At 58.0% G+C, this 22,641-nt stretch carries 20 protein-coding genes; all 20 read right to left on the bottom strand.

Going from position 1 to position 22,641, the window contains the following annotated elements; genetic code table 11:
• Positions 1-54 precede the first annotated feature (54 nt).
• On the bottom strand, positions 55-972 hold the full coding sequence (lpxC, locus tag OXR61_RS08285; protein WP_031279703.1) for a UDP-3-O-acyl-N-acetylglucosamine deacetylase: 918 nt from the start codon (positions 970-972) through the stop codon (positions 55-57).
• A 101-nt stretch (positions 973-1,073) separates the two neighbouring features.
• Positions 1,074-2,228 carry a cell division protein FtsZ gene (gene ftsZ / locus OXR61_RS08280; RefSeq protein ID WP_021507556.1) on the bottom strand — a complete coding sequence of 385 codons (1,155 nt, stop codon included), beginning with the start codon at positions 2,226-2,228 and terminating at the stop codon, positions 1,074-1,076.
• 71 nt (positions 2,229-2,299) lie between these two features.
• Positions 2,300-3,556 (bottom strand): cell division protein FtsA, encoded by a 1,257-nt coding sequence (gene ftsA / locus OXR61_RS08275; protein ID WP_013507861.1) that lies wholly within the window; start codon positions 3,554-3,556, stop codon positions 2,300-2,302.
• On the bottom strand, positions 3,553-4,392 hold the full coding sequence (ftsQ, locus tag OXR61_RS08270) for a cell division protein FtsQ (protein ID WP_021507557.1): 840 nt from the start codon (positions 4,390-4,392) through the stop codon (positions 3,553-3,555). The genes ftsA and ftsQ overlap by 4 nt, the downstream gene beginning before the upstream one ends.
• 1 nt (position 4,393) lies before the next feature.
• Positions 4,394-5,314 carry a D-alanine--D-alanine ligase gene (locus OXR61_RS08265; RefSeq protein WP_021507558.1) on the bottom strand — a complete coding sequence of 307 codons (921 nt, stop codon included), beginning with the start codon at positions 5,312-5,314 and terminating at the stop codon, positions 4,394-4,396.
• Positions 5,307-6,782, bottom strand: coding sequence for a UDP-N-acetylmuramate--L-alanine ligase (gene murC, locus OXR61_RS08260; protein WP_031279704.1), 1,476 nt, complete (start codon positions 6,780-6,782; stop codon positions 5,307-5,309). Before murC ends, OXR61_RS08265 begins: the two co-directional genes overlap by 8 nt.
• A gap of 70 nt (positions 6,783-6,852) precedes the next feature.
• A complete protein-coding gene (gene murG, locus OXR61_RS08255; RefSeq protein ID WP_021507560.1) occupies positions 6,853-7,911 on the bottom strand; it encodes an undecaprenyldiphospho-muramoylpentapeptide beta-N-acetylglucosaminyltransferase in 1,059 nt (352 codons plus the stop codon).
• The gene (gene ftsW / locus OXR61_RS08250; RefSeq protein ID WP_021507561.1) at positions 7,908-9,122 is read right to left on the bottom strand and encodes a cell division protein FtsW; all 1,215 of its coding nucleotides are present in this window, start codon (positions 9,120-9,122) and stop codon (positions 7,908-7,910) included. Before ftsW ends, murG begins: the two co-directional genes overlap by 4 nt.
• Complete coding sequence (gene murD / locus OXR61_RS08245; RefSeq protein WP_021507562.1) at positions 9,122-10,438, bottom strand: UDP-N-acetylmuramoyl-L-alanine--D-glutamate ligase; 1,317 nt, start codon at positions 10,436-10,438, stop codon at positions 9,122-9,124. The genes ftsW and murD overlap by 1 nt, the downstream gene beginning before the upstream one ends.
• A gap of 2 nt (positions 10,439-10,440) precedes the next feature.
• Positions 10,441-11,523 (bottom strand): phospho-N-acetylmuramoyl-pentapeptide-transferase, encoded by a 1,083-nt coding sequence (mraY, locus tag OXR61_RS08240; RefSeq protein ID WP_021507563.1) that lies wholly within the window; start codon positions 11,521-11,523, stop codon positions 10,441-10,443.
• Positions 11,517-12,878, bottom strand: coding sequence for a UDP-N-acetylmuramoyl-tripeptide--D-alanyl-D-alanine ligase (gene murF, locus OXR61_RS08235; protein WP_021507564.1), 1,362 nt, complete (start codon positions 12,876-12,878; stop codon positions 11,517-11,519). Before murF ends, mraY begins: the two co-directional genes overlap by 7 nt.
• On the bottom strand, positions 12,875-14,362 hold the full coding sequence (murE, locus tag OXR61_RS08230; protein WP_021507565.1) for a UDP-N-acetylmuramoyl-L-alanyl-D-glutamate--2,6-diaminopimelate ligase: 1,488 nt from the start codon (positions 14,360-14,362) through the stop codon (positions 12,875-12,877). The genes murF and murE overlap by 4 nt, the downstream gene beginning before the upstream one ends.
• Positions 14,349-16,118: a peptidoglycan glycosyltransferase FtsI gene (locus OXR61_RS08225; RefSeq protein WP_021507566.1), complete on the bottom strand. Its 1,770-nt coding sequence runs from the start codon at positions 16,116-16,118 to the stop codon at positions 14,349-14,351. The genes murE and OXR61_RS08225 overlap by 14 nt, the downstream gene beginning before the upstream one ends.
• Before the next feature lie 16 nt (positions 16,119-16,134).
• Complete coding sequence (gene ftsL, locus OXR61_RS08220) at positions 16,135-16,455, bottom strand: cell division protein FtsL (RefSeq protein ID WP_021507567.1); 321 nt, start codon at positions 16,453-16,455, stop codon at positions 16,135-16,137.
• Entirely contained in the window at positions 16,452-17,393 is a 942-nt protein-coding gene (gene rsmH / locus OXR61_RS08215) for a 16S rRNA (cytosine(1402)-N(4))-methyltransferase RsmH (RefSeq protein ID WP_021507568.1), read from the bottom strand. Before rsmH ends, ftsL begins: the two co-directional genes overlap by 4 nt.
• A gap of 2 nt (positions 17,394-17,395) precedes the next feature.
• Positions 17,396-17,854, bottom strand: coding sequence for a division/cell wall cluster transcriptional repressor MraZ (mraZ, locus tag OXR61_RS08210; protein WP_021507569.1), 459 nt, complete (start codon positions 17,852-17,854; stop codon positions 17,396-17,398).
• A 492-nt stretch (positions 17,855-18,346) separates the two neighbouring features.
• On the bottom strand, positions 18,347-19,357 hold the full coding sequence (gene cra / locus OXR61_RS08205) for a catabolite repressor/activator (protein WP_010615604.1): 1,011 nt from the start codon (positions 19,355-19,357) through the stop codon (positions 18,347-18,349).
• Positions 19,358-19,554: 197 nt separating this feature from the next.
• A complete protein-coding gene (ilvN, locus tag OXR61_RS08200; protein ID WP_010615603.1) occupies positions 19,555-20,046 on the bottom strand; it encodes an acetolactate synthase small subunit in 492 nt (163 codons plus the stop codon).
• A gap of 2 nt (positions 20,047-20,048) precedes the next feature.
• Positions 20,049-21,773, bottom strand: coding sequence for an acetolactate synthase 3 large subunit (ilvI, locus tag OXR61_RS08195; protein ID WP_031279705.1), 1,725 nt, complete (start codon positions 21,771-21,773; stop codon positions 20,049-20,051).
• Positions 21,774-22,192: 419 nt separating this feature from the next.
• Positions 22,193-22,372 carry a hypothetical protein gene (locus OXR61_RS08190; RefSeq protein WP_125308878.1) on the bottom strand — a complete coding sequence of 60 codons (180 nt, stop codon included), beginning with the start codon at positions 22,370-22,372 and terminating at the stop codon, positions 22,193-22,195.
• Positions 22,373-22,641 lie beyond the last annotated feature (269 nt).

Below are 22,641 nucleotides of genomic sequence, written 5' to 3'. Positions count from 1 at the left end.
GTTCCACTGACCGGAGAGGGTGTCAGGGAAGCCCGCCGTTTGATGGCTGACTAATTAAGCCAGCACTAAATTTGGCGCTTTGAAGGCCAGTGGCAGTTCAGCTTCGTCTTCGAAGGTCGCCCATTCCCAGGCTTCCTGCTTCGCCAGTACCGCCTGCAACAGTTTGTTGTTCAGCGCATGGCCGGACTTGAACGCAGAGAATGCGCCAATCACGTTATGACCACACATGAACAGGTCGCCGATGGCGTCCAGCATTTTGTGACGCACGAACTCATCTTCAAAGCGCAGGCCATCTTCATTCAATACGCGGAAGTCATCGAGGCCAATCGCACAATCTAAACTACCGCCCAGGCACAGGCCTTTAGACTGCAGATATTCGATTTCACGCATAAAGCCGAAGGTGCGCGCACGGCTAATCTGACGCACAAAGGATTCAGCCGAGAAATTGAGCTGGTAACGCTGCGAGCTTGAGTCGATCGCCGGATGTTTGAAGTCGATGGTGAAGTCGAGTGAAAAACCGTTGTACGGTTTAATCTCGGCCCACTTATCGCCATCTTCAACCCGTACCGTTTGCTTCACGCGCACGAATTTCTTCGCGCTGTTCAGCTCTTCGACACCGGCATCCATCAGCAAATAAACAAAAGGCGCGGCACTGCCATCCATGATCGGAATTTCTGGTGCATCGACTTCAACAATAATGTTGTCGATACCCAGACCTGCCAATGCAGCATTCAGGTGTTCAACCGTCGAAATACGCACGCCTTCATCATTCACCAGGCAGGTACTCAGCATGGTGTCGCGCACGTATTTTGCATCAGCCGGGAAATCAACCGGTGGATTCAAGTCAGTGCGACGATAGATGACCCCGGTATTAGCCGACGCAGGGCGTAAAGTCAGCGTGACTTTTTTGCCGGTATGCAAACCGACGCCAGTCGCCTGAACAATACGTTTTAATGTCCTTTGTTTGATCATCGCATTATCTCGCAATATTACCCATCCGACCGCCAGTATAAATTACCGGCGGGCGAATACTTTAGCACAAAGAGCGGAGAATCCCAATTCTCAGGATATTCTTAGTCTGCCTGTTTACGCAGGAAGGCTGGAATATCAAGATAGTCAGGCTCTTTGCTGGATGACGCTGGCTGGTCATTCACCACTTTCGCGGCCGGTTTCTGCTCCTGCGGCAGCGGCGCCATGCCGTGCTGCTGGTAGCGATGATCCATGACCGGCTGAGTCGCAGGCTTGTTAGTCACCAGAGTGATTTCCGGACGCTTGTCCATGCCGATACCGGTCGCCACCACGGTGACGCGCAGCTCGTCGTTCATCTCTGGATCCAGCGAGGTACCGATAACCACGGTCGCGTTGTCCGAGGCGAAGGCGCGGATGGTGTTACCCACGGTTTCGAACTCATCCAGGCGCAGGTCGAAGCCCGCCGTGATGTTGACCAGCACGCCACGCGCACCCGACAGATCGATATCTTCCAGCAGCGGGCTGGAGATCGCCATTTCGGCCGCTTCTTCAGCACGGTCTTCACCACAGGCAACGCCAGAACCCATCATCGCGTAACCCATTTCTGACATCACGGTACGCACGTCGGCGAAGTCGACGTTCATCAGACCCGGACGGGTAATCAATTCTGCGATACCCTGCACCGCACCTTTCAGCACGTCGTTAGCCGCACCGAAGGCATCCAGCAGAGAGATACCACGGCCCAGTACTTTCAGCAGCTTGTCGTTAGGAATGGTGATCAGTGAATCAACATGCTTGGACAGCTCTGCGATACCCTGCTCAGCAAACGCCATGCGTTTTTTCCCTTCGAAGTTGAAGGGCTTCGTCACCACCGCAACCGTCAGGATACCTAAATCTTTGGCTACTTCTGCCACCACAGGAGCTGCACCGGTACCGGTACCGCCACCCATGCCCGCGGCGATAAACACCATGTCTGCCCCTTCCAGCGCAGAACGCAGTGCTTCGCGATCCTCTTCCGCCGAGGTACGACCGACTTCCGGGTTAGCACCCGCACCGAGACCTTTGGTGATATTGGTCCCGATCTGAATCGTCTGGCCGACCGCCGTTTTACGCAACGCCTGTGCGTCGGTATTCACAGCGAAGAATTCCACACCTTCGATACGCTCGCGTACCATGTGCTCTACGGCGTTGCCACCGCCACCGCCGACGCCGATGACTTTAATCACCGCGTCATTGGTTAATTCCATAGGTTCAAACATGATTTCTCTCCGTTATGTGCCTGTCGCCTGGAGATCATAAACATTGCCTGATGATCTCCTTTTTCAAAAAATTAAAACTCTTTCTTCAGCCAGCTGTTGATGCGTTTAAACCAATTGCCCACTGAAGCACGTTTTTCCGTTTCTGCATCACCGTTCATGTGTGACTCTTTGCCGTAATGCAGCAGGCCAACCGCCGTCGAGTAGTACGGCTCCTGCGCATAATCCGTCAGGCCGGTGATGTTAAGCGGCTGACCGATGCGCACCTGGGTGTGGAACACCCGCTGTGCACAGGCCGCCAGACCTTCAATCTGCGCCGCACCGCCGGTCAGCACAATACCGGCTGCCAGGTGATGCTTTACGCCCTGCTGGCGCAGTTGCTCCTGCAGTTGCAGAATCTCGTCGTTCACCAGATTCAGCAGTTCGGTGTAACGCGGCTCAATCACTTCTGCCAGCGTCTGGCGCTGCAGGCTGCGCGGTGGACGTCCACCCACGCTCGGCACCTCGACGTTTTCGTCTTTGCCGACAATCGAACCCAGCGCACAACCATGACGCACTTTAATCGCTTCGGCATCGGTTGGCGGTGTGCCAAAGGCATAGGCGATGTCGCTGGTCACCACGTTCCCGGCATAGGGAATCACTTTGGTATGACGCAGCGCGCCGCCGGTGTACACCGCGATATCCATTGTACCGCCACCGATGTCAACAACACAGACTCCCAGCTCACGTTCATCTTCGGTCAGCACCGAAAAACTGGATGCCAGTCCGGCAAAAATCAGTTGGTCAACTTTCAGGCCACAACGTTCAACGGCTTTCACGATATTTTTTGCCATATCGTTGTGGCAGGTGATGAGATGCACCTTGGCCTGCATACGCACGCCGGAAAGGCCAACCGGATTTTTGATGCCTTCCTGATAATCGATGGCGTATTCCTGTGGAATCACATGCAGAATACGATGTTCGTCGCGCACGCGAACGGATTTCGCCGTATGCACCACGTTTTCCACATCATCCTGAGTGACTTCCTCTTCGGAAATCGGAACCATCCCGATTTCGTTCTGACAACTAATATGTTTGCCCGATAAAGCAAGGTATACCGACGAAATCTGGCAGTCTGCCATCAATTCCGCCTGGTCGATGGCGCGCTGAACGCACTTCACCACCGACTCCAGATCGTTCACGCCGCCTTTGTCCATACCGCGGGACGGGCAGCTGCCGACGCCAATAATGTTGACCATACCATCGGGCAGAATTTCCCCAACCAGGGCGGCGACCTTCGCAGTGCCGATTTCAAGTCCTACTACCAGTTTTCTGTCCGTTGCCTTGATCATTGTGGTTTAGCCTGTGCCTGGTTTTGTTGCTGATTACTGTCCTGTGGCTCAATCGGTGCCGGTGCCCAGCCTACTGCGGCGCCGGAGTCATAGCGTAGATCAACATAGCTGATGCGCTGGTTCTGACTCTGGCCCTGCTGCTGCAACTCCGGATAGAGCTCAATAAAACGGTTCAGACGCTTCATGGTGTCGCTGCGCCCCAGTTCGATGCGCACATCGTCACTGGTCACCAGCTGCCACGAGCGCCGCGCCGTCATCGACGCGACCTTCAGGGTAAACTTACTGGCCCGCAGCACATCACTCATGGTGTGATAGCCGGCCAATACCTCTTTCTCACTGCCTTCCGGACCATACAGCATCGGCAACGTCTCTTTGCCGATGTGGCTGGCCGGGACGCTGAAGGAGACGCCATCGGCGTCCACCATGTGCGAGTCATTCCAGCGTGCCACCGGGACGTACTCCACCAGGTTTATCTTCAGCTCATCAGGCCACTGCTTGCGCACGCTAACCTGTTTAATCCACGGTAAACGCTCGATCTGCTGCTGGATAATGTCCACGTTCTGCGACATGAACGTTCCCGGCGCGCCGAGCGATAAAATCGCCTGACGAATATCATCGTGCGTGGTGTAGTGGGTTTCGCCCGTCACCACCAGCTTCGACAGCGGCAGACGCGACGCATCATTCATCCACTTCAGCACCACCAGGCCGCCAGCCACCATGATGCCCATCACCAGCAGCAGGAACACGATGCCAAACAGCCGTGCTCCGTTGCTCCGTCCGGAGCGCGCACGCTCCTGAGGTTCGCGATTTCTAACGCGCAGTGCCGCCTGAGACATATCAGTCAGCCAGCTCCAGAATGCGCGCCGCCAGTTGCGGGAAGCTGTATCCCGCCTGCTTTGCCGCCATCGGCACCAGGCTGTGGCTGGTCATGCCTGGCGAGGTGTTCACTTCCAGCAGCTGGAAATTGCCGTCACCGTCAACCATCACATCAACCCGTCCCCAGCCGGTGCAGCCTAACGCGCGCCACGCGGCCAGCACTAATGTCTGCAGTTCCGCCTCTTTCTCCGCACTCAGACCGCTCGGGCAGAAGTATTGAGTATCGTCAGAAATGTATTTTGCTTCATAGTCATAGAACTCGCTGGCGGTCTGAATTCTGATTGACGGCAGAATTTCGTCGCCGACGATGCCCACGGTGTATTCGGCGCCGCTGAGAAAAGCTTCCACCAGCACGTCATCATCATGGCGAAACGCCTCCTGCAGCGCGGCTGGCAGCGCTTCCGCCTGGTTCACGCGGCTGATGCCGACGCTGGAACCTTCACAGCTTGGCTTCACAAACAGCGGCAGTCCGAGCGCGTCAATCGACGCCTGCGCTGCAGCATCCAGCCCCTGCTCATACTGCTGGCGCGTCAGCCAGACAAATTTGCCCGCCGGCAATCCCCTGCCCTGCCACAGCAGTTTGCTGCGCAGTTTATCCATGGTGATGGCCGACGCCATGACGCCGCTGCCGGTGTAGGGCAGTTGCAGAAACTCCAGCAGCGCCTGCAGCGTGCCATCTTCGCCACCGCGACCGTGCAGTGTGATAAACGCTTTGACAAAGCCCTGCTGCGGGAGGTCCAGCACTGAGACGTCACGGGTGTCGACACCGTGCGCATCAATGCCCATCTCGCGCAGTCCTGCCAGCACCGCGCTGCCGGACATCAGTGACACCTCGCGCTCGGCGGAGGTACCGCCCATCAATACCGCGACTTTCTCAGCCATGGCGCGCCTCCGTGTTCAGAGCCGGCTGCAGCTGAATCTCAGCCAGCTTGCGGGCAATTTTGCCGATGTTGCCGGCGCCCTGCACAATCACCAGATCGTCGCCGGACAGCAGCGGCGCCAGCGCATCCGGCAGCGCTTCGTGCTCGGAGACCAGAATCGGATCGACCTTGCCGCGATTGCGGATGGCACGGCACAGTGAACGACTGTCCGCGCCCGGAATGGCGGCTTCGCCCGCCGGGTAGACATCCAGCATCAGTAATACATCCACCTGCGACAGCACATTGGCGAAATCATCGAACAGGTCGCGGGTGCGCGTGTAGCGATGCGGCTGAAACACCATCACCAGCTTTTTCTCTGGCCAGCCGGCGCGCGCCGCTTTGATGGTGACATCCACTTCGGTCGGATGATGGCCATAATCGTCGACCAGCATCGCGCTGCCTGGCTTACCGTTAACGGCAGCGGTGTCAAACTCGCCCAGCACGTCGAAACGTCGACCGGTGCCCTGGAAACTCTCCAGCGCCGCCAGAATAGCGTTGTCGTCAATGCCCTCTTCGCTGGCAACCGCCACGGCTGCCGCGGCGTTCAGCGCGTTATGGCGGCCCGGCGCATTCAGCGTCACGTGCAGCACCGGCTTGTCCTGACGAATCAGGGTGAAGTGGCCCTGCGCGCCGCGCTGTTCGTAATTTTCGACCCGCACATCCGCATCATCGCTGAAACCATAGGTGGTGACCTGACGGCCCACGCGCGGAATCAGGTCGCGAATCACCACATCGTCCACGCACATCACCGCGCGCCCGTAGAACGGCAGGTTGTGCAGGAAGTTAATAAACGTCTGCTTCAGGTTCTCAAAATCGCCCTGATAGGTATCCATGTGATCCGCTTCGATGTTAGTGACAATCGCCACCATCGGTTGCAGATGCAGGAAAGACGCGTCGCTTTCGTCTGCTTCCGCAATCAGATAACGGCTGCTGCCGAGGCGCGCGTGCGTACCCGCCGCTTTGACCAGACCGCCATTGACGAACGTCGGATCGAGACCGCCTTCCGCATAAATACTGGTCACCATCGCGGTGGTGGTGGTTTTGCCGTGCGTGCCGGCAATCGCGATGCCGTGACGGAAACGCATCAGCTCAGCCAGCATCTCCGCCCGGCGGATCACCGGGATACGCTGCTCACGCGCCGCCACCAGCTCCGGGTTGTCCTGCGCCACGGCGGTGGAAACCACGACGACGCTGGCGTCGGTAACATTTTCCGGGCGATGGTTGAAGTAAATGGTCGCGCCCAGCGAGGCCAGATGCTGCGTAACCGGATTGGGCGCCAGATCGGAGCCGCTAATGTGATAGCCTTCGTTCGCCAACACCTCGGCAATACCGCCCATGCCGGCACCGCCGATGCCGACAAAGTGGATGTGCCGGACGCGACGCATCTCGGGCACAATAGAACGCAGTTTTGCCAATTGTTGTGTATTCATCTGTCTCTGTTACCTGTTTTCCCGTTTGCACCTGCATTCAGATGCGGGCCAGTCAAACTGACCGGTTAACTTACTTCGCGACGCGCGCAACCTCTTGTGCCACCCGTTCGGTCGCATCAGGAATTGCCACCTGGCGGGCTTTTTCCGCCATCGCCAGCAGCGTGGCGCGATCCCAGTGGCGCAGCGTGTCTGCGACGGCCGCAGCAGTAAACTGCGGCTGCTCGAAAATTTTGGCCGCGCCGGCTTTTTCCAGCGGCAGCGCATTCCAGTATTGCTGACGATCTTTGTGCTGGAACGGCACGAAAATCGCCGGTAAACCCGCCGCCGCCACTTCACTGACGGTCAGCGCGCCGGAGCGGCACACCACCACATCGGCCCACGCATAGGCTTGCGCCATGTCATCGATGAACTCGGTGACCTTGTGCTGCGGCTGGCCAGTGGCCTGATACGCCTGCTGCACGGTCTCCCGTGCGCCTTTGCCGGTCTGATGCCACAGCGTGATGGCGTCACCCAGTTCGGCGGCGACCTGCGGCACGATCTGATTGAGGATGCGCGCGCCCTGACTACCGCCAATCACCAGCACGCGAATCGGCCCGCTGCGGTGTGCCAGACGCTGCGCCGGCAGCGGCAGCGCCAGCACATCATTACGTACCGGGTTGCCCACCACCTCGGCAGTGGGGAACGCGCCCGGAAAGGCCTGCATCACTGTGGTGGCGATTTTCGCCAGCCACTTATTGGTCAGGCCGGCAATGCCGTTCTGCTCGTGCAGCACCACCGGGATGCCGCAACTCCACGCCGCAAGGCCGCCCGGACCGGAAACATATCCGCCCATGCCCAGCACCACATCCGGCTGCCAGTTTTTCATGATGCGGCGCGCCTGGCGCCACGCATTGAAGATGCGCACCGGTGCCAGCAGCAGGGCCTTTACGCCTTTGCCGCGCAGTCCGCTGATGCGGATGAAGTCGATATCGATGCCATGCTTTGGCACCAGATCGGCTTCCATCCGGTCTGCCGTTCCCAGCCAGCGCACCTGCCAGCCTTGTTCGATCAGATGATGCGCCACGGCCAGTCCGGGGAACACATGTCCGCCGGTACCCCCTGCCATGACCATCAGCCGTTTACCACTCATCGGGCACCTCGGGTAAACGCCTGGGCTTTTGCCAGACGTGTTTCATAATCTATGCGCAATAAAAACACGATGGCGGTCGACATAATGATCAGACTCGATCCACCGTAACTGATCAGCGGCAGCGTCAGGCCCTTGGTCGGCAGCATACCCGCCGCCGCACCAACGTTAACCAGCGCCTGGAAGCTAAACCACACGCCAATGGAACAGGCGAGGAAGCCGGAAAAACGCTGGTCGATCTCCAGCGCGCGACGGCCAATCGACATTGCGCGAAAAGCGACGAAGAATACCATCAACAGCGCCAAAACCACACCGACATAACCCAACTCTTCACCGATAATTGAGAAGATAAAGTCGGTATGCGCTTCCGGCAGATATTCCAGTTTCTGCACCGAGTTGCCCAGGCCCTGCCCCCAGAACTCACCGCGGCCAAACGCCATCAGCGACTGGGTCAGCTGATAGCCGCTGCCGAACGGATCTTCCCACGGGTTCCAGAAGGAGGTCACGCGGCGCATACGGTAAGGTTCCGCGATAATCAGCAGCACCACGGCGAAAATGCCGGAGCCGATAATCGCCAGGAACTGCCACAGTTTGGCGCCCGCCAGGAACAGCATCGCCAGCGTGGTAACAAACAGCACCACCACGGTGCCGAGGTCCGGCTGGGCCAGCAGCAGCACCGCCAGCACCACCATCACGCCCATCGGCTTACAGAAGCCCCAGAAGTTGTTCCGCACCTCTTCCACTTTGCGCACCAGATAGCTGGCGAGATAGCAGAACAGCGACAGCTTGGATAACTCCGCCGGCTGAATACGCAGCGGCCCGAGCGCGATCCAGCGCGATGCGCCGTTAACCGAGCTACCGACCACCAGCACGATCAGCAGCATCGCCACCGAAGCCATCAGCATCGCGTTGCTGTAGCGCTGCCAGAAATCCATCGGTACGCGCAGCGTCACTAACGCCATACCCAGCGCCAGGGCGATATAAAAGGCATCACGCTTGGCAAAGTAGAACGGATCGTCGTTAAGACGCTGTCCAACCGGCATCGACGCCGAGGTGACCATGACAAAACCGATAATCGCCAGGCCAAATGTCAGCCACAGCAACGTGCGGTCATACAGCACCACCGGCGCGTCGTCGTTGTCGCGCGCGCCCATCACCCAATCACGCAGGCGCAGCGAAATAAAACTGGCGATACTGGCTCCGGGAATACGCATCAGCTCAGCTCCTTCGCCAGTTGCGCGAAGCGATCGCCGCGCTGTTCAAAATTACGGAACTGGTCGAGGCTGGCGCAAGCCGGTGACAGCAGCACCAGGTCGCCCGCCTGCACCTGAGCGGCAATCTGCGTCATCGCCTGTTCGAGCGTGTCGGTGCGCGTCGCCACCGCCGGACGCAGCGCGGCCAGCGCATCGCCGTCGCGGCCAAAGCAGAACAGCCTCACGTTGTCGCCCTGCAGATAGCGCGCCAGCGGCGTAAAGTCCGCCCCTTTGCCATCGCCACCCAGCAGCAGCCACAGCGTACCTTTCACCTGCAGGCCGTTAAGCGCGGCTTCGGTGCTGCCCACGTTGGTGGCTTTCGAATCATTAATCCAGCGCACGCCATGCGCTTCGTGCACCAGCTGGAAGCGATGCGGCAGGCCGCTGTAGGTGGTTAACGCTTTCAGGCTGGAAGCGCGCGGGATCTTCACCGCATCGGCCAGCGCCAGCGCGGCCAGCGCATTGGTGTAATTGTGCTGCCCGACCAGCTTCATCTCGTCGGTATTAAGGACTTTCTCGCCCTTCACCCGCAGCCAGGTACTGCCCTGCTGCTGGTTGAGGTGATAATCGCCAACGTCGATGCCAAAGCTGACGCAGCGGCGATCGGCGCCGCGCACCGGCATGGTCATGCCATCGTCGGCATTCACCACGCAGATATCCGCGTTTTCATAGATACGTAATTTAGCGGCGCGGTACTGCTGCATGCCGAGCGGATAGCGATCCATATGATCCTCAGTGACGTTGAGGATGGTTGCCGCCGCTGCTTTCAGGCTGTAGGTGGTTTCCAGCTGGAAGCTGGAGAACTCCAGCACATACAGCTGCGCCGGCGATTTAAGCAGCGTCAGCGCTGGCAGCCCAATGTTGCCGCCTACGCCCACCTGCCAGCCCGCAGCGCGCGCCATTTCGCCCACCAGCGTGGTGACGGTACTTTTGCCATTGGAACCGGTGATCGCCACAATCGGCGCCTGCGCCTCACGGCAGAACAGTTCGATATCGCCGACAATTTCAATGCCGGCGTCGGCCGCTTCGCTCAGCGCCGGGTGCGCCAGCGCGATGCCCGGGCTGGCGATGATCAGATCGCATGCCAGCAGCCAGTCGCTGTTGATACCGCCAACGTGGCGCTCCACCTGCTCTGGCAGTTTGTCCAGCCCCGGCGGTGACACACGGGTATCCATCACGCGGGGCGTCACGCCCTGCGCGAGGAAGAAATCAACACAGGACAGGCCGGTAATGCCTAATCCAATGATGACGACTTTTCTGCCCCGATAGTCAGCCATGATTAACGTACCTTGAGCGTTGCCAGGCCAATCAGCACCAGCATCAGCGAAATAATCCAGAAGCGCACGATCACGCGCGGCTCCGGCCAGCCTTTCAGTTCATAGTGGTGGTGAATCGGTGCCATGCGGAAAATACGCTGACCGCGCAGCTTGAACGAACCCACCTGCAGGATCACCGACAGCGTCTCAACCACAAATACGCCGCCCATAATCACCAGCAAAAATTCCTGACGCAGCAGCACTGCCAGCGTGCCCAGTGCGCCGCCCAGCGCCAGCGAACCCACGTCGCCCATAAAGACCTGCGCCGGATAGGTGTTGAACCACAGGAAGCCGAGACCGGCCCCGACAATCGCGGTACAGACAATCACCAGCTCACCGGCGTGGCGCAGATACGGGATGTGCAGATACTCGGCAAATTTCACGTTACCGGTCGCCCAGGCCACCAGCGCAAATCCCGCCGCGACAAACACCGTTGGCATGATGGCCAGACCATCCAGACCGTCTGTCAGGTTTACCGCATTACCGGTTCCGACAATCACAAAATAGGCCAGCACCACGTAGAACAGGCCGAGCTGCGGCATAACATCTTTGAAGAACGGCACCACCAGCTGTGTGGCAGGCGTATCTTTACCGGCGATGAACAGCGCGAACGCCACGCCGAGCGAAATCACCGACATCCAGAAATATTTCCAGCGCGCGATCAGGCCCTTAGTGTCTTTACGCACCACTTTGCGATAGTCATCAACAAAGCCAATTACGCCAAAACCGACCAGCACCACCAGCACGCACCAGACGTAAGGATTGGACGGATAAGCCCACATCAGCACCGAAACCGTGATGGAAGTCAGAATCATTATGCCGCCCATGGTCGGCGTGCCGCGCTTGCTGAAGTGCGACTCCGGACCATCGTTACGTACCACCTGGCCAATCTGCAGTTTCTGCAGCCAGGCGATCAGGCGCGGGCCCATCCATAAAGAGATGAACAGAGCGGTCAGCAGGCTGACAATGGCGCGAAACGTCAGATAGGAAAAGACGTTAAAGCCGGAATAAAATGCGACCAGATGTTCGGCCAGCCAGACTAGCATGTTCCTTTCTCCTGTAAGCTCTGTATTACCTGCTCCATGGCGGCACTACGTGAACCTTTAACCAAAATAGTGATGTCCGCATGTAGGGACAGCAGCGTGCGTAAACGTTCAGTCAGTTCAGCTTTACTGGCGAAATGTTCGCCCCGGCCGCTGCTTTCACTAATCAAATGGCTGAAGCTGCCGGTGCTCAGCACACAATCAATACCGGCGGCTTTCGCCGCTTCGCCCACCTGACGATGACAGGCTTCGGCTTCGTCGCCCAGCTCGCCCATGTCGCCGACCACCATGACGCGGAAGCCCGGCATATCGCCCAGCACCTGCGCAGCGGCGGTCATCGAGCCAACGTTAGCGTTGTAGCTGTCATCCAGCAGCAGCTGATTACCGGCGAGGCGAATCGGGAACAGGCGCCCAGGAACGGGCTGTAAGGTTTTAAGGCCAGACTGGATAGCGGTTAACGGCGCGTCAACCGACAGCGCCAGCGCGGCAGCAGCCAGCGCATTAGCGATATTGTGCCGGCCCGGCAGCGGCAGCTCGACGGCGATGTCGCCGCGCGGCGTGTGCAGGGTAAACAGCGTGGCGTCAGCGCGCAGTACGATATCGCTGGCGCGGAACTCCGCGTCTGCCATCGGCTGCGGCGAAAAGCGCCACAGGGTTTTGTCAGCAAACTGCGGCTGCCAGTTGGGCAGATCGTTGCTGTCAGCGTTGATGATTGCAGTGCCGTGCACCGGTAAGCCGCCAAAGATTTCGCCTTTGGCTTTTGCCACGCCCGCCAGTGAACCGAAGCCTTCCAGATGCGCCGCCGCCAGATTGTTGACCAGCGCGGTTTCCGGACGCACCAGATTGGTGGTGTAGGCGATTTCACCCTGATGGTTCGCGCCCATTTCAATCACGGCATACGCGTGTTGCGGGGTAAGACGCAGCAGCGTCATCGGCACGCCGTAATCGTTGTTGAGATTGCCGGCGGTATACAGCGTTTCACCGCACTGGCGCAGAATCGCCGCGGTCATCTCTTTCACGGAGGTTTTACCGGAGGAGCCGGTCAGCCCCACCACGCGCGCTTTCGCCTGCTGACGCACCCAGGCGCCGAGCTGACCAAAGGCGATACGCGTGTCAGCGACCACCACCTGCGGCACGTCGACCGCTAAACGACGATTCACCAGCAGCGCCTGTGCGCCACTGGCGATAGCGTCGGCGGCAAAATCGTGCGCATCAAAACGTTCGCCCACCAGCGCGACAAACAGGCTGCCTGGGGTAACTTTACGGGTATCCGTGGTGACATCAGCAATAGTGAGATCGCTGCCGTGCAGTTGCCCACCGCTAATCTCTGCCAGGGTTTTCAGCGTAACCGGAATCATGCCATTACCCCCAGCAAACGGGCGACGGTGTCGCGGTCAGAGTAGTCAAGGCGGCGGTTGCCGATGATTTGATAATCTTCATGGCCTTTACCGGCCACCAGCACGATGTCGTCGGCGCTGGCCTGCATCACCGCATGGGTAACCGCCTGCGCTCGTCCTGCAATAACGCGTGCCCGGCCCGGATCGAGCAGGCCGGTGAGAATGTCGTTAACAATCGCCGTCGGCTCTTCGCTCCGCGGATTGTCATCGGTGATCACCACGATATCGGCAAACTGTTCGGCAATCGCGCCCATCAGCGGGCGTTTGCCTTTGTCACGGTCGCCACCGCAGCCAAATACGCACCACAGCTGGCCCTTGCAGTGCAGCCGGGCCGCCTCCAGCGCTTTTTCCAGCGCGTCTGGCGTATGTGCGTAATCCACCACTACCGTCGGCTTGTGCGCGGCGGTGAACACTTCCATACGCCCGCACACCGGCTGCAGCTGGCTGGCACTGGCCACCAGCGTGTCGAGCGGATAATCCAGCGTCAGCAGTGTCGCCAGCGCCAGCAGCAGATTGCTGACGTTAAAGGCGCCCATCAGGCGGCTGTCAAACTCGCCGTTGCCCCAGCTTGAACTGAACTGCACGTGTGCGCCGCCGTCGTGATAATCGATCGCCGTCGCCTGCAGCCAGCGGCCACGACAGCCGGGCTGCAGATTGTTGCTCAGCGTAACGGCCACGGCATCCGGTAATTTTTCCAGCCAGCGGCGGCCCACTTCATCATCAGCGTTGATGATGGCCTCGCCTACCTGATGCTCAGAGAACAGCAGCCACTTGGCTGATTCGTAGCCCTGCATGTCACCGTGATAATCAAGGTGATCGCGGCTCAGATTGGTAAATACCGCGGCGGCAAACGGCAGCGCGGCCACGCGATGCTGCACCAGACCGTGCGAAGAAACCTCCATCGCGGCGACGCTAGCCCCCTGCCCGACCAGGTCGTGCAGAATATGCTGTACATCCACCGCTGAACCGGTGGTGTTTTCACTCGGCACCAGCTGACCGTACAGGCCATTGCCCACCGTGCCCATCACCGCACCGGTTTCGCCCAGCAGGTTGGCCCAATGCGCAATCAGCTGCGTGGTGGTGGTTTTACCGTTAGTGCCGGTCACACCAATCAGCTTTAATTTTTCAGCCGGCTGCTGGTAGAAACGCCCGGCCAGCGCGGAAAGGCGCTGCGGCAGCTGAGCCAGATAGATAACCGGGACGCCGTGCATCTCGCGGATATCCCCATCGCTGGCTTCGCCTTCAGCCTCGGCAATGACCGCCGCCACACCCTGGGCGATGGCCTGTGGAATAAATCGACGTCCATCAGCATGATGGCCCGCCACGGCGATAAACAGATCGCCAGCAGCCGCAGCGCGGCTGTCCAGTGTCATGTCACGGAGTGGACGCGCCGGCGCGCCAGGCACCCACGGGGCCAGCAAGTCGCGCAGGTTACGATCTGTCACTTGATTCCTCACTTCTCTTATTCTTCACCAACTCGTTTTTATCCACCGTTGGCAGCGCATCCGGTTCAATGTTCATGGTGCGCAGCACACCGCCCATGATGGCGCCAAACACCGGTGCAGAAACCGCACCACCATAATATTTACCGGCCTGGGGATCGTTGATCACCACCACCAGCGCAAAACGCGGGCGACTGGCAGGCGCAACGCCCGCGGTGTAAGCAATGTATTTATTGACGTAGCGTCCGTCCGGCCCGACTTTTTTCGCGGTACCGGTTTTGATCGCGATGCGATAGCCCTTGATGGCGGCTTTAACACCACCGCCACCCGGCAGCGCCACGCTTTCCATCATGTGCATCACGGTTTTCACCAGGTCTTCCGGGAAAACGCGCTCGCCCGCCACCGGCGGGTCAACTTTGGTAATCGACAGCGGGCGGTTGATGCCGTAGCTGCCAATGGTTGCGTAGACTCGCGCTAACTGTAACGGCGTTACCATTAGCCCATAGCCGAAAGAGAAGGTGGCCCTCTCTATGTCAGACCACCGTTGTTTTTGAGGGTATAAGCCACTACTTTCCCCGACCAGCCCCAAATTGGTCGGTTTACCCAGACCAAAGCGCGCGTAAGTTTCTACCAGCGCTGAGGAGGGCATCGCTAACGCGAGGCGCGAAACCCCGACGTTACTCGACTTCTGCAGAACCCCGGTAAGGGTCAATTCGTTATAGCGCGCCACGTCCTTGATCTCATGACCATTGACGCGATACGGCACGGTGTTCAGAACGCTGTTCTCTTTCACCACGCCGCGCTGTAGTGCGGTCATCACCACCATTGGCTTCACGGTGGAACCCGGCTCGAAGATGTCGGTAATAGCGCGGTTACGCATGACGTCTTTCGGCGTGTTGCTGAGATTATTGGGGTTGTAAGCCGGGCTGTTGGCCATCGCCAGCACTTCGCCGGTGTTCACGTCCACCAGCACCGCAGTACCCGATTCGGCTTTGTTGAAGGCAACGGCATTGTTCAGTTCGCGGTACACCAGCGCCTGCAGGCGCTCGTCGATGCTCAGCGTCAGGTTGTGCGCGGCGCGGCTATCGACCGAGGAGATATCTTCAATTACCCGCCCGTAGCGGTCTTTGCGCACGGTACGTTCGCCCGGCTCGCCGGTCAGCCATTTATCAAAGCTCTTCTCGATGCCTTCAATGCCCTGGCCGTCAATGTTGGTGAAGCCAATCAGGTGGGCAGTGACCTGACCGGCCGGATAGTAGCGGCGCGACTCCTGGCGCAGGTAAATACCGGGCAGCTTGAGCTTTTTCACGTATTCGCCAATCGCCGGGTTAACCTGACGGGCGAGGTAAATAAAGCGCCCTTTTGGGTTGGCGTTGACGCGCGCCGCCAGCTGATCCAGCGGGATCGACAGCGCATCCGACAGCGCTTTCCAGCGGCTATCAACGGTGACGCCGCCGTGCTCGGTCAGCTCTTTGGGATCGGCCCAGATGGCGTTAACCGGCACGCTTACCGCCAGCGGGCGTCCGGCGCGATCGCTGATCATGCCGCGTGCGGTAGGCACTTCCTGCACGCGCAGCGAACGTAAATCGCCTTCCTTCACCAGCTTATCCGGGCTGATGACCTGCAGCCACGCCACGCGCGACAGCAATCCGCCCAGCGCCAGAAGAATACAGCCGCACAGCAACGCAAAACGCCAGCTTACAAAGCTGGCCTTATCTTCCTGTTTTCTTAACTTCAGCGTTTTGCCTGCGCCGCTCATTGAGGTCTGCGATTCCTTATTTCTGCACCACAATATTTTCCTGTGAAGGATCAACATGCTGCAACTGCAGCTTGTCGGTTGCTATCCGTTCTACCCGGCTGTGATCGCCCAGCGCATTCTCTTCGAGGATCAGGTTGCGCCATTCGATATCCAGCGCATCACGCTCCAGTACCAGCTGCTCACGCTGCGCCGTCAGCAGACGGGTCTTATGCGTGGTGGTCACCACCAGCACCGAAGAAACCAGCACGGCGATCAGCAGCAGCAGCGGGATCTTGCCAAAACGCAGCAGATCGCCACCAATGACGCCGGGCAGGCTGTGACGCTCATTGCCAATCACGATGCGGTTCTCTCAGCGATACGCAGGACCGAACTGCGCGCGCGCGGGTTGTCTTTGACTTCGGCTTCGCCAGGAATCAGCTTGCCGAGGGTTTTCAGTTCACGTCCGCCCAGCGCTTTCAGCTGGCTCTCGGTCATCGGAATCCCGGCCGGCACCTGCGGTCCGCGGCTCTGGTCACGCATGAAGCGCTTCACCAGCCGATCCTCCAGCGAGTGGAAGCTGATGATGGATAAACGCCCGCCCGGTGCCAGCACCGTCAATGCCCCTTTGAGCGCGATATCGATCTCTTCCAGCTCACTGTTGATCCAGATGCGTATCGCCTGGAAGCTGCGCGTCGCCGGATGCTTAAACTTGTCTTTTACCGGCGTTGCCGCCGCAATCAGATCGGCCAGCTCTTTGGTGCGCGTCATCGGCTGTTCCCGGTTGCGCTCGACAATGGCGCGGGCGATGCGTTTCGCAAAGCGCTCTTCGCCGTAGGTTTTCAGCACAAATGCAATATCTGCCTCTTCCGCGCTCTGCAACCACTCGGCTGCCGACTGACCGCGCGTCGGATCCATACGCATATCCAGCGGCCCGTCGCGCATAAAGGAGAAACCGCGCTCGGCGTCATCCAGCTGAGGCGAAGATACGCCCAAATCCAGCAGTACGCCGTCGATTTTGCCGGTCAGCCCGCGCTCTTCGACATACTCAGCCAGCGCTGAAAACGGCCCGTGCACAATCGAAAAACGTGGATCTTTTATCTCAGCGGCTGCGGCTATGGCTTGCGGATCGCGGTCGATCGCCAGTAACTGTCCGTGCGCGCCAAGCTGCGACAGGATCAGGCGTGAGTGACCGCCGCGACCAAAGGTGCCGTCAATATAAATGCCGTCTTCCCTGATATTAAGGCCGTTAACCGCCTCATCCAGCAGCACCGTGGTGTGTTTAAAATTTTCCTGCATAGCTATAGCGACAAGTCCTGCAACCGCTCAGATAAAGGCTCCTGAGCTGACTGTTCTGCGTCAATATCGTCCTTAACTTGTTGATACCAGGTCTGTTCATCCCACAGCTCAAACTTGTTGAACTGTCCAACCAGCATCACTTCTTTGGTCAGGCTCGCATGCTGGCGCAACGTGTTCGCCAGCAGTAAACGGCCTGCGTTATCCATCTGGCACTCGCTGGCATGTCCTAACAGCAGACGCTGCACGCGACGCTCGTTCGGATTCATACTGGATAACCGGGCCAGTTTTTTCTCAATAATTTCCCATTCGGGCAGGGTATAAAGCAGCAGGCAGGGCTGATGGAGGTCAATGGTGCAAACCATTTGACCCTGAGACTCTGCGAGCAGCAATTCGCGATAACGCGTCGGCACCGCCAGGCGCCCTTTGCTGTCGAGATTGACTAACGTTGCTCCACGGAACATGCCAGCCCTACCCCTCAGTTACCCGTTTTCACCACTTTATCCCACTTTTTACCACGAAACGAGTTTACGGAGCCGATGAAATCCTTGTCAAGCCGCAACGGCAAGTGAATATCACTCTTTACACCGAATGAAATTAACCGGAGAGAAGAATAAGAGGAGAATGAATGGTCAATTTAAAATTAACCTGATGAATAACAGTATAAAAAAAATTTGCGTCAGATTTATCGGTGAAAATTAGCGCAATTTTACCGCTGCGATTATTCTGCCCCAATCTGCGACGGCGGCGGCATTTTAGGGGATTTCTGAAAGGAAGCCCAGCACCATCGCGTCAGCTCTGCTATGCGCGATTGCTGAAGATGTAAACAAATAAGAAAATCCAGCGCCGATAATTCGTTAGCCGGGGCGATGATAATTTACGCTTTTTTACGCCCGTGTGCGTCTGGTTAAATAGGGATGAGAGAAATTAGCGCGGGCGACGTCTCGCCCGACGCTTCATTTAGCGCGACGACTTAATTGTCCGCGGCGGAATAAATTACGGCGGATACGGGTTAAACCTGGCTTCGGTTTGCGTGGCTCATCCAGCGAAGCCAGCACCAGCTCCAGCACACGCTCAGCGACATCGCGATGGCGCTGCCCTACCGCCAGCACCGGGCACTCCAGAAAGTCTAATAATTCGTGGTCGCCGAAAGTTGCAATAGCCAGGTCAGTTGGCAAGCGGCCGTCACGCTTCAGCGTCACGTCCATCACCCCCTGCAGCAGGCCAAACGAGGTGGTAAACAGCGCTTCGGGCATCGCGTGGTCTTCAAGGTATTTTTCAAACAGCGTCGCCGCAGCGGCGCGGTCAAAGCTATTGCAATAGATGAAATCGATCGGGCGTTCATCGCCCTGCCACGCCTCGCGGAACCCCATTTCACGCAGGAAGCTGACCGACAGCTCCGGCAGCGCGCCGAGAAACAACACGTTTTTCACCGGCAGCTGACGCAATTCAGCCGCCAGCGCCTGCGCGTCATCCTGATCGGCACCGACCACGCTGGTGAAGTGTTCACGATCCAGCGCGCGGTCCAGCGCGATAATCGGCAGCGGATCGTTGACCCAGCGCTGATAGAACGGATGTTCCGGCGGCAGCGAAGTGGAGACGATGATAGCATCCACCTGTCGCTGCAGCAGGTGCTCAATGCAGCGCATTTCGTTATCCGGCTGATCTTCGGAACAGGCAATCAGCAGCTGATAGCCGCGCTGACGCGCCTGGCGTTCAAGATAGTTGGCGATGCGGGTATAACTGGTGTTTTCCAGATCGGGGATCACCAGACCAATCGAACGGGTGCGTCCGGCGCGCAGGCCCGCAGCCACCGCGTTGGGGTGATAGTTGTACTCACGCACCACCGCCATGACTTTCTCAACGGTTTTGTCGCTGACACGATACTGCCGCGCTTTGCCATTGATGACATAGCTCGCCGTGGTGCGCGACACGCCCGCCAGGCGCGCAATTTCATCCAGTTTCACGATGACACCTTAATTCTGATAAGCCAGGGCTGGCGAAAATGTCCGCAGAGTAGCTAAGGGTAAAACATTTGTAACATCTAACCGCAGAACAGTACGCTGAGCAACCGCTTTTCATGCACAAGCGGCCGAAGCGCATAAAATAAAAAAACCCGGCATTCCGCCGGGTTAGCTTGAAAACCGATGATAACTTTGCGGTATTAACGCATTACGCGATCGCCGCGTGATACCCCGACGATGCCGGAACGCGCCACTTCAACGATTTCCGCCACTTCGCGTACGGTGTTGAGGAACGCGTCGAGTTTATCGCTGGTGCCGGCCAGCTGAACCGTGTACAGCGTCGGCGTCACATCGATGATCTGCCCACGGAAAATTTCCGCACTGCGTTTTACCTCTTCGCGACCGTACCCGCTGGCCTGAATCTTCACCAGCATGATTTCACGCTCGACGTAAGCGCCCTGCCCCAGTTCGCTGACGCGCAACACGTCCACCAGCTTATGCAGCTGCTTTTCGATCTGCTCCAGCACTTTCTGGTCGCCCACGGTCTGAATGGTCATACGCGACAGGGTAGGATCATCGGTCGGCGCGACGGTCAGGCTCTCAATGTTATAGCCGCGCTGGGAAAACAGCCCCACCACGCGCGACAATGCGCCGGATTCGTTCTCCAGCAGAACTGATAAAATACGACGCATAATTAAGTCCTCTCCGTTTTGCTCAACCACATCTCATCCATCGCGCCACCGCGAATCTGCATCGGGTAGACGTGCTCGCTGCCGTCCACCGTGACATCCACAAACACCAGACGCCCTTTCGCCAGCGTATCGAGCGCCAGCTGCAGCTTCTCTTCCAGCTCAGCCGGATGCTGAATCGCGATGCCCACGTGGCCATAGGCTTCCGCCAGGCGCACGAAGTCCGGCAGCGATTCCATATAGGATTGTGAATGGCGGCCGGAGTAAATCATGTCCTGCCACTGTTTCACCATGCCGAGGAAGCGGTTGTTCAGGTTCAGCACCAGCACCGGCAGGTCATACTGCAGCGCGGTCGACAGCTCCTGAATGTTCATCTGGATACTGCCGTCGCCGGTCACGCAAATTACGGTCTCCTGCGGCAGCGCCATCTTCACGCCGAGTGCCGCCGGCAGGCCAAAGCCCATGGTGCCGAGGCCGCCGGAGTTGATCCAGCGACGCGGTTTATCGAACTGATAGTAAAGCGCGGCGAACATCTGGTGCTGGCCGACGTCCGAGGTCACATACGCCTCACCGTGCGTCAGACGACAAATGGTTTCGATCACCGCCTGCGGTTTGATTTTGTCGCTGGTACGGTCAAATTCCAGGCACTTGCGGCTGCGCCAGCCTTCAATGCTCTGCCACCAGTCACGCAGGCTGTCGAGCTCCTGCTTCGCCTCACTCTGCGCCAGCAGCTCCAGCATCTGCGTCAGCGTCTGTCTGGCATCGCCGACAATCGGAATATCGGCGCTGACGGTTTTGGAGATCGAGGTCGGATCGACGTCAATGTGCATCACGGTGGCATTCGGGCAATACTTCGCCAGATTGTTGGTGGTGCGGTCGTCAAAGCGTACGCCGATACCAAAGATCAGATCGGCATTGTGCATGGTCATGTTGGCTTCATAGGTGCCGTGCATACCGAGCATGCCCACACACTGGCGATGCGTGCCCGGGAACGCGCCCAGCCCCATCAGCGAGGTGGTGACCGGAATATTCAGCTGCTCTGCCAGTTGCAGCAGTTCCGCCTCGCAGCCTGAAGTAATGGCCCCGCCGCCGACGTAAATTACCGGCTTGTGCGCCGCCAGCAGCGTCTGCAGCGCGCGCTTGATCTGGCCTTTGTGGCCCTGCAGCGTCGGATTGTAAGAGCGCATGCTGACGGTTTCCGGCCACACGTACGGCAGCTTATTGGCCGGATTCAGAATATCTTTTGGCAGATCGATCACCACTGGTCCCGGACGACCGCTGGCCGCCAGCCAGAAGGCTTTTTTCAGCACTGTCGGAATCTCTTCGGTGCTTTTCACCAGGAAGCTGTGCTTCACCACCGGACGCGAAATCCCCACCATGTCGCACTCCTGGAAGGCGTCATAGCCAATCAGCGAGGACGGCACCTGACCGGAGAGGATCACCAGCGGAATGGAATCCATATAAGCGGTCGCAATACCGGTGATAGCGTTGGTGGCGCCAGGACCTGAGGTGACCAGCACCACGCCGACTTCGCCGGTCGCGCGCGCCAGGCCATCCGCCATATGTACGGCGCCCTGCTCGTGGCGCACAAGCACGTGGTCAATACCACCGACCGTTTGCAGCGCATCATAAATATCGAGCACCGCACCGCCCGGATAACCGAATACCTGCTTAACGCCCTGATCGATTAACGAACGGACGACCATTTCGGCTCCTGACAACATCTCCATTTTCTGCCTCCAGGCTTGAGAGCCAGCTGCGCCAGCAAACGCTATCCTGCGTGCCGCTCGCATCTGTCCCTTTATTGCCAATTAAGATCAAAACCTTATGTTTATGCTCAGAAGACGCCATTCATTTCGTCTTCCAGGTACAGGGAATCTACCTGCGTGGATTCTTTTGAGAGTAGGTCGATTACCATAACCGCAGAAAACCCGGCCTGCAAACGTCATAAGGCGGCACGGCGCTGTCAGTGGCAAAAAAGGCACTGACGCGTGATTATCGCCCGGGAGGAATAAACTAATGCGATGGCATATGGACAGAGGAAAATGCTGGTTTGCAGATTATTTACAGCGTGTTGTAAGAAATATGATTTTCATATTGCCAGCGTGTTTAGCCCACAATTTTTTCCGTTACCGCGTTTCTGGCGTGATTAACTCTTAAATCCCTCTTCCACATCACAATCTGCTAAGCAACAAGCTTTATCTTGTTTTTCCACCTGACGAATAAGCCTCACTAAAAACATATAATTCAGCAACTTAAAATTACCCGCCTTTTTTAAAAGATTTTTTAAAGTGGCATAACGCGCTAAGCCACCGTTAATTAATGGCAATGCTCTGTGATGACCGATAATCCCAGCACATCGCCCTTTTCCGGCCAGAGAAATACCCTTTCACTTAGGGTTGACATCGCCAGGCGAATCCAGTACCAATATGTGCAGCACTCATTTTACGAGGTTTGATTCATGTCACGTTCTTTTCGTCTACTCGGTCTACTACTTAACGCATCCAGTTTGCGCGGTAGACTCGTGGGCGAAATCAACAACTGATTCGAACCTGCTGAAAGTTAAAAAACCCGCGCCACTGCGCGGGTTTTTTTATG

The organism is Pantoea sp. GM_Pan_4, assembly GCF_026541005.1.
GTDB classification, from domain to species: Bacteria; Pseudomonadota; Gammaproteobacteria; order Enterobacterales; family Enterobacteriaceae; genus Pantoea; species Pantoea dispersa.
The sequence above is the reverse complement of the archived record's forward strand: the minus strand, read 5'-3'. Positions and strand labels throughout refer to the sequence as shown.